Source organism: Levilactobacillus yonginensis (assembly GCF_003946265.1).
In the GTDB taxonomy this organism is placed as follows: Bacteria; Bacillota; Bacilli; order Lactobacillales; family Lactobacillaceae; genus Levilactobacillus; species Levilactobacillus yonginensis.
Window position 1 is genome coordinate 64,565 of sequence record NZ_RHNO01000014.1, and the last position, 8,522, is coordinate 73,086.

General features: G+C 46.1%; 7 protein-coding genes. All 7 read left to right on the forward strand.

The features are described 5' to 3' along the window. Window positions 1-77 precede the first annotated feature (77 nt). The 7 genes from EKM87_RS08400 (at window position 78) to EKM87_RS08430 (ending at window position 8,035) form a co-directional block, all read left to right on the forward strand. Window positions 78-344, forward strand: coding sequence for a phosphocarrier protein HPr (locus EKM87_RS08400; RefSeq protein ID WP_125683746.1), 267 nt, complete (start codon window positions 78-80; stop codon window positions 342-344). Further along, entirely contained in the window at window positions 344-2,074 is a 1,731-nt protein-coding gene (gene ptsP / locus EKM87_RS08405) for a phosphoenolpyruvate--protein phosphotransferase (protein WP_125683748.1), read from the forward strand. The genes EKM87_RS08400 and ptsP overlap by 1 nt, the downstream gene beginning before the upstream one ends. 202 nt (window positions 2,075-2,276) lie before the next feature. Then, window positions 2,277-3,455: a glycosyltransferase family 4 protein gene (locus EKM87_RS08410; RefSeq protein WP_125683750.1), complete on the forward strand. Its 1,179-nt coding sequence runs from the start codon at window positions 2,277-2,279 to the stop codon at window positions 3,453-3,455. Window positions 3,456-3,467: 12 nt separating this feature from the next. Further along, window positions 3,468-4,490 carry a glycosyltransferase family 4 protein gene (locus EKM87_RS08415; RefSeq protein WP_125683752.1) on the forward strand — a complete coding sequence of 341 codons (1,023 nt, stop codon included), beginning with the start codon at window positions 3,468-3,470 and terminating at the stop codon, window positions 4,488-4,490. Window positions 4,491-4,494: 4 nt separating this feature from the next. Then, entirely contained in the window at window positions 4,495-5,529 is a 1,035-nt protein-coding gene (locus EKM87_RS08420) for a lysylphosphatidylglycerol synthase transmembrane domain-containing protein (protein WP_125683754.1), read from the forward strand. Window positions 5,530-5,605: 76 nt separating this feature from the next. Further along, window positions 5,606-5,842, forward strand: coding sequence for a YkuJ family protein (locus EKM87_RS08425; RefSeq protein ID WP_125574787.1), 237 nt, complete (start codon window positions 5,606-5,608; stop codon window positions 5,840-5,842). A gap of 135 nt (window positions 5,843-5,977) precedes the next feature. Then, a complete protein-coding gene (locus EKM87_RS08430) occupies window positions 5,978-8,035 on the forward strand; it encodes an LTA synthase family protein (RefSeq protein WP_125683756.1) in 2,058 nt (685 codons plus the stop codon). Window positions 8,036-8,522: the final 487 nt, after the last annotated feature.

The following is an 8,522-nucleotide window of genomic DNA, read 5'->3' on the forward strand; positions in this document are numbered from 1 at the left end:
TGTTTGGCCAATGCGCAAGGTCAAGGCGGGTTATGTCGGTAAGTAGTCAACCTAAGCTTAAAGGAGATCGATCAATTATGGAAAAACGCGAATTTCATGTTACAGCAGAAACTGGGATCCATGCACGTCCCGCAACTTTATTAGTACAAGCAGCCAGCAAGTTTAACGCTGAAGTTAGCTTGCAATACCAAGACAAGTCCGTTAACTTGAAGTCTATCATGGGTGTTATGTCCTTGGGTGTTGGCCAAAATGCTGACATTACCATTACGACTGACGGTGATGACGAAGCTGACGCCATGAGTGCTGTGGCTGAAACAATGAAAAAAGAGGGTTTGTCTGACTAATGAGAGCGATGCTCAAGGGAATTGCCGCGAGTGACGGTGTGGTCTGTGGGCCAGTCTACCGACTGGTTGATCCGGACCTCAGCTGTTCACCCCGGTCAATCAAAAATCTTGATTACGAATTGAAACGATTCCATCAGGCCCTTGACGCTGCTACCTCGGAAGTTGAGACGATTAAAACTCGCGTAACGAAGAACCTGGGCGCTGATGGTGCTCAGGTTTTTTGTCACCAAATTTCCATGTTAAAGGATCCTGAACTGGTCAAACACGTTGAACAGATTATTAATGAACAACGCATCAATGCTGAGGTGGCACTGAGTCGAGCGGTTGCGCAACTGGAAACAGTCGACCAACCGCTGCAGGATAATCCGTATTTAGAAGAACGATTGACCCAACTTCACCAGGTGACGAAACGCGTCACGGCTCATTTATTAGGGGTCAAGTTACCTGACATTGCGTTGATTGACCATCCCGTTATCTTGGTGGCCCACGAACTGGTTTCTAGTGACGCTTTTCCAACGGACATGTCGAATATCCTGGGGATCATTACGGACTTGGGTGGGCGTGTTGCACACGTTTCCTTACTTGCTCGTGCAAAGGGGATTCCAGCGGTGGTCGGGGCCCAAACTGCGACCACCCAGCTGCGAGATGGTGAGACGGTCGTGATGAACGGGAAGTTAGGTAACGTCACGTTGGGACCGAGTTCGGCCGAGCTGTACCATGCGAAGGTGACGATGGTAAAACAGCGTACTAATTCTGCGAAGCTAGCGGAACAAACGAATCACGGCACCCTGACGAAGGATGGGGTAGATGTTCTGCTGGCCGCGAATATGGAAACGGCTGCTGATTTACCGGCCATCATTCAAGGCGGTGCCGAGGCAGTGGGGTTATTCCGGACGGAGTTTCTCTATATGCAGACCGATTCATTGCCTTCCGAAGACGAACAGTTCGTGGCGTACCGTGATATTTTACAAAAATTAGCGCCACGTCCCGTGGTCATGCGGACACTAGACATTGGTGGGGATAAATCATTGCCGTATCAGGTGGCTGGTCAAACACAAAATTCGTTCTTAGGGGCACGGGCTATTCGTCAAAGCTTAGCGCATCAGCAAATGTTTCGCAGTCAGCTGCGGGCACTCTTGCGTGCATCGGCGTACGGCAACCTCAATATTATGTTTCCAATGATTGCAACGTTGGATGAGTTCCGGCAGGCCAAAGCTATCTATAATGATGAGCGTTCTCAGTTGACGGCTGCCAATATTCCTTTGGGGCAGATTCACGTGGGAATGATGATTGAAGTTCCTGCAGCGGCAATTTTAGCGGACCGTTTTGCTCAAGAGGTGGACTTCATGAGCATTGGGACCAACGATCTGATTGGCTATACGTTAGCAGCAGATCGGACGGATCCTGACGTGGCCTACCTGTATCAACCCTATCATCCGGCCGTGTTGCGGTTGATCGATAGCATTATTCGGGCCGGTCATGCGGCCGGTATCCCAGTGGCAATGTGTGGTGAAATGGCCGGTGATCCGATTGCTGTGCCACTGTTGTTGGGGATGGGTCTCGATGAGTTCTCAATGGGAGCGAATGAGCTTGGCCATACGCGTGAGTTGATTGGGCAATTAAAGGCCCATGACTTGGCGTCCTTAGTGGAGACTGTGTTAAATTCGGCCAGCACCAGTCAAGAGGTTATCACGATGGTTCAAGCAGTCGCACCGAACGTTGTTAACTAGCTACGCGGACGTTTGCACTTAGCTGGAAATAAAACCATATTAGAGCGTTTCTGGAGCAGTTTATCTCTGGAAGCGTTCTTTTTGTTTAATGCAACCGGTTGTGGTTTGCAATCACCTAGGCAAACCCATATAATTGTGTTGATTGTACAATAGAGATACTGGTTATTTTTTTAATCAAGCACAAAATCAAGGGGGATTGGCGATGAACATTGGCATATTTACGGATACCTATTTCCCTCAAGTAAGTGGGGTAGCAACGTCTATTAAGACGTTACGGGACCAGCTGGAAAAGCAGGGGCACCAGGTCTACATATTCACCACGACCGACCCACACGTTGAGAAGAATGTTTATGAACGCAACGTTTTTCGGTTCCAAAGTATTCCGTTCGTGTCCTTTACTGACCGCCGAATCGCAGTCCGGGGGCTGTTTCAGGCTTACCAGATTGCGAAGGAGTTAAATTTGGATGTGGTCCATACCCAGACGGAGTTTTCGATGGGCTGGATCGGTAAGTTTGTGGCGCGGAATTTGGAAATCCCGTGTCTACACACCTATCACACCATGTATGAAGATTATCTGCACTACGTGGCGAATGGCAAAATTCTTAAGCCCGTTCATGTTAAACAGGGGACGTTAGCTTTTTGTTATCACCTCACTGGGGTGGTGGCACCAAGTGACCGGGTGTTGACGACTTTAACTGATTATGGGGTCAAAGCACCGATTCGGGTGATTCCAACTGGGGTCAATTTACACCAGTACGAGCAACCCGATACAGCTAACTTACGACGGCAATTGGGTTACGAGCCTGATACGCCGGTCATTTTATCACTGAGTCGGTTGGCCTACGAAAAGAACATTAAGGCCAGCATTGCCGCGATGCCACAGATTCTGGCGCAGGTGCCTAACGCCCAGCTCTTAATTGTTGGGGAAGGTCCAGCGCATGAAGATTTGGTCAAGCAGACGGAAGAAGCTGGTCTGACTGATCACGTTTCCTTCACTGGTGAGGTCAATAACGATGAAGTCTTCCGTTACTATCACATGGCTAACGTGTTCCTATCGTCTTCCGATTCGGAGTCGCAGGGATTAACGTATATTGAGGCCATGGCGGCTGGTACCAAGATCGTGGTCATGACCAGCCCGTATACGGATGACCTATTATCTAGTCGGACTTTAGGCGTGACCTACCGTACGACCGATACCATGATTAAAAATGTGGTTGATTACCTGCTTCATGGGGATGAAGAGCAGGATCCTGACTTGTTGGCGCGGACGCTGTCTGAGATTTCAGCGGATACGTTTGGTCAACACGTGATTGAATTTTATCAGGACGCACAGGCTAGCTATGAGCGCTCCCACGAGGATACCCCGGACTTTACTGATTAGAGGAGTTTTTGAATGCTAAAAATCAACATGTTTTCTGCAGCCGATTCCGTCAAGGGTCAGGGTGTGGGGAGTGCTTACCTGGAACTCATGAATCTGTTACGCACACGGTTGAGTGATGAGTTTGATGTGTCCGTGAATAAGTACCGCCGGGTCGACTTGACCCACTATCATACGATTAATTTCTCGTACTATTTGTCGACCTTTCTCCCACACCGGGGCCGTAAGGTGGGCTACGTCCATTTTCTGCCGGAAACGTTGGAGGGTAGTGTTAAGATTCCCCAACCATTTCGGGCAATCTTCTACAAGTATGTGATTGCCTTTTACAAACGGATGGATCACATTGTGGTGGTCAACCCAACGTTTATTCCGAAGTTAGTGGCGGCGGGAATCCCTGAAGAAAAGGTGACGTACATTCCAAACTTTGTTAGCCGCGATGAATTCTATCCAGTAGATGCCCAACAAAAGGTCGCACTACGGCAGAAGTATGGGTATGATGAGCACCGGTTCACGATTCTGGGAACTGGTCAGATTCAGGAACGTAAAGGGTTATTTGACTTCATCAAGCTTGCTCGTAATAATCCAGACCTCCAGTTTATCTGGGCTGGGGGCTTTTCGTTTGGGCGGATGACGGATGGTTACGCGGCACTGAAGAAGGTCGTTGATGATCCGCCGGCTAACTTGAGCTTTCCGGGAATCGTTGATCGGGACAAACTCGTTGACTATTATGATATGGCGGACTTATTCTTACTACCATCGTTCAATGAATTATTCCCAATGTCGGTCTTAGAGGCATTTAGTACGGGGACGCCCGTTTTATTGCGGGACTTAGATCTCTACCAGGCGATTATTGCTGGCGACTATCAACCAGCCAAAGACTATGATGAAATGAATGCGCAACTTCAAACGTTACCAACGGATGAGGTTGCCTTAGAACATTGGCACCAAAAGAGTCTGGCGGCAGCCAACCGTTACTCCGAAGAACATTTAGCGGAGATTTGGCTTAAATTCTATCAGCAACAAGCTAAAGAGGGGTAACTGAATGTCACGTCGAAATAAATGGGTACTAGCTGTAATGTTACTCTTGGGGATTGCCATTTTTGCCTATTCACTCCGTGACATTAAGTTTTCAGTTTTGATCAATGATTTCGTACACATTAACTTTTGGTGGTTTGGGGTCGCCGTCTTGTGTATGTTGATATACTTAGGGTTGGAAGCGTGGATCGTAAAGGTCTTCATTTCTGACCGCATTACCGGTTTCACGTTTAAAGACGCTCTGCGGATTCCCATGGTCGAACAGTTATTCAATGGGATTACGCCATTTTCATCCGGTGGGCAACCAGCACAACTGATTGCGCTGATGCAGACGGGGGTCGATGCGGGTAAAGCCAGCTCGGTCCTGTTGATGAAATTTGTGGTTTACCAATCTATGATTGTCATCAACTTCCTATTTGCGTTGTTGATTGGGTTCCACAGCATTCAGGATAAACTGCATGCACTGGCTTGGCTGGTCGTTTTCGGGTTTACCATTCACTTTGCGGTGATTGTCGGCTTGTTAATGGTCATGTTCTGGTACGCGTTCACGAAGAAAATGGTTGGGGTCGTCCTGTATCCCATGCGGTGGTTTATGAAGCCAGCACGGTTTGACCGTATGGAAACCAACATCAATGGGAAGATCGATTCGTTTTATGCGGAGAGTGTCCGAATCAGCGGACAAGGGAAACTCATGTTGCGAGTCTTTGTGATTACCTTCTTCCAATTGATGTTTTACTACCTAATTCCGTATTTTATTATGCTGGCACTCGGTTACACGTCGGCCAGCATTGTGATGGTAATCAGCCTGCATATTCTAATCGTGATGGTGATTTCACTATTTCCTATCCCTGGAGGTTCTGGGGGAGCAGAGTATAGCTTTGAAATGATTTTTAGAAGCTACATCACGTCGAATAGTAAATTAGTCTTAGCGATGATTTTATGGCGTCTGTTGACCTATTATTTGGGGATGCTTGCCGGTCTGATTGCGATGGTAATCCGTCCAGATAAGGTCGTCGAAGAGAAGAATCAGGTAAATGACTAAGATTTTCTGGATTTGGGCGTGCCATAGTGGCTTAAGTTTGGTAAAATCATTATGAAAGCTAGAAAGGGGACCAACCATGGAAGAATCTCAACTGATTGGCATTATCAATCGCTTAAAGGCGATGCAAGAAGATGCTACCGACGAGCCACAACCCCGTCGTTTTGAAAAAGAAGGCGTGGAACAAGCTACGGTCGTATTTAACCAATTGACCCACACTTACACATTAACCGAACACAATCCGGAAACAACTTTCGAGTTTGATAACATTGATTTAGTCGCTATCGAATTATTCGATTTACTGACGGATAACTAACAAAACTATGGGTGCCATAGTTTTGTTTTTTTTAGACTAAACATTGAATTTTTTCAAAGGTTATTGAATCGAATTGATTACCCTTCGATATCAGCTATACTGTAGTAATGTTAATTATTTTCTGGAGGCTGTCTCATGGCGAACTTTTTTAAACGGAAGACCAACTGGTTGAATACCCGAATGGGCTTCTTCCTGTTAGTCATCGTTCTATTTTGGGTAAAGACTTATATTGCCTATCAAACCGAATTCACTTTAGGTGCAAAGGGGAGTGTGCAACAGTTTCTACTGCTAATCAATCCACTACCGGCAACTTTATTGGTATTTGGTATTGCCCTCTACTTCCGGGGACGGTTGGCCTACTGGCTGATGATGATCATCGATGTGTTAGAGTCGACGTGGATCTTTGCGAACGTCCTTTACTACCGGGAATTCTCGGACTTTCTCTCATTTGGGATCATGAAGGGGTCCAGTGACGTTGGGAATAATCTGGGGAAGAGTATGGCTCAGATTACCCATCTATATGATTTCTTTGTTTATCTGGATATCATTATCTTGATTGTGTTACTGGTTACGCACGTGATTCGCATTGATGCGCGACCATTTAAGCGGCGGTATGCTTTCTCAATCACAGTCCTATCGTTTGGTCTCATGTTTGCGGAGTTCGGAATGGCTAACGCTGACCGATCAGGACTCTTGACGCGAACATTTGATAACAACTATATCGTGAAGTACCTCGGGCTGAACGAGTACGCGGCCTTTAACGCTTACCAGACCCAAAAGGAAAGCGCAACGCGGGCGAGTGCCAATGCCAGTGATATGAAGAGTGTGTTGAAGTATCTCAAACAAAATCGGGTCAGTCCCAATGTCTCTTACTACGGTAAGGAAAAGGGGAAGAACGTTTTTGTTATTCATCTGGAGAGTTTCCAACAGTTCTTGCTCGACTATAAGGTTGACGGGAAGGAAGTCACACCGACTCTGAATAAGTTCTATCATAATCAGAACACCCTTTCCTTTGATAACTTCTATAATCAAGTCGCACAGGGGAAGACCTCTGATGCTGAAATGATGTTGGAAAATTCTCTGTTTGGGTTACCACAGGGGTCGGCAATGACGACCTATGGGACACAAAATACGTTCCAGGCAGCGCCAGCTATTCTGAATCAAGAGGCTGGGTATACGACGGCCGCATTCCATGGGGATGTGCCAAGTTTCTGGAACCGGGACAATACCTACAAGTCATGGGGCTATCAATATTTCTTTAGCTCCAGCTACTATACGGAGAAATCCGGTTATACGGTGGGGTATGGACTGAAGGATAAGATTTTCTTCAAGCAATCGGCTAAGTATATTGAACAGTTACCGCAACCGTTCTATGCAAAACTGATTACTTTGACGAACCACTACCCGTACGAACTAGATAAGAGGAACACGGACTTCCCAGCTACTAAGACTGGGGACAAGACTGTGGACCCATATGTTCAAACGGCCCATTACTTGGATCAGTCTTTTGCTGAATTCTTAACCTACCTGAAGAAGGCCGGGCTCTATAAGAACAGTGTGATTGTGGCGTATGGAGATCATTACGGTATTTCAAATAATCACCGACCAGCTATTGCCCAGCTATTAGGGAAGAGTAAGGTCACTAACTTTGACTTAGCTCAGTTCCAAAAGGTACCGTTCATGATTCACGCTACCGGACTCAAGGGTGGCATCAATCACACTTATGGTGGCGAAATTGATGTCTTGCCAACGCTATTGGATCTGTTAGGGGTCAAGAACACGGATACGGTGCAGTTTGGCCAGGACTTACTGGCTAAGAATCGGAATCAGACGGTTGCCTTCCGGAATGGTAACTTTGTTTCACCGAAGTACACCAAGCTTGGGGGGACTGTCTATGACACGAAGACTGGGGATGTGCTCAAATTGACGACGGCTCAGAAGAAGGCAGTCGATCAATTGCAGAATCACGTAACGACGGAACTCTCGTTATCTGATCGGGTGATCTATGGTGATTTGCTACGGTTCTACAAACCAACTGGATTTACCAAGGTTGATAAGTCTTCCTTTACCTATAAGTACAAACCAGCTATGGAGAAATTGGCTGAGGCGGAAAAGAAGGAAAAGACGAGTGCATTAGCCAAGAATGATGGTAAGACCACGGACTATAAAACCGATGCGCCTGAATTGAAGTAGACCACAGATTCAAAGGAACCCCCACTACCAGTACTGGTAGTGGGGGTTTTTAAGTGGTTAGTAGGGGGGAATAGGGGACCTTAACGGGTAAAGTTGCAATTTATTTCAGTAAATATTCATTTTACCCTTGACCAGGCGGCTGGATATTGGTAAACTATTTTTTGTTGTCATTAACCGGAACAAACATTATGACAGCAACGAGATTTCACTGCTAAAGAATTTAAAAAAAGGCTTGACGGTCTGCTTGATTCTTGATATAGTAGTAAACGTTGTTGAGAATAATTATTCAATTGATTCAGATAACTTCGATATTTATTCAAAAAGTTGTTTAAAAATTGATTGACAGGATTTTGACAGCATGATATACTTTAAAAGTTGTCACGGAGCGTTAATCGTTTCGTTAATAACTTGGTAGACCTTTGAAAACTGAACATTGTTTCGACAAACCAAATATGTGTAGGGCGGTTTGATACTTGGTATCAAACCC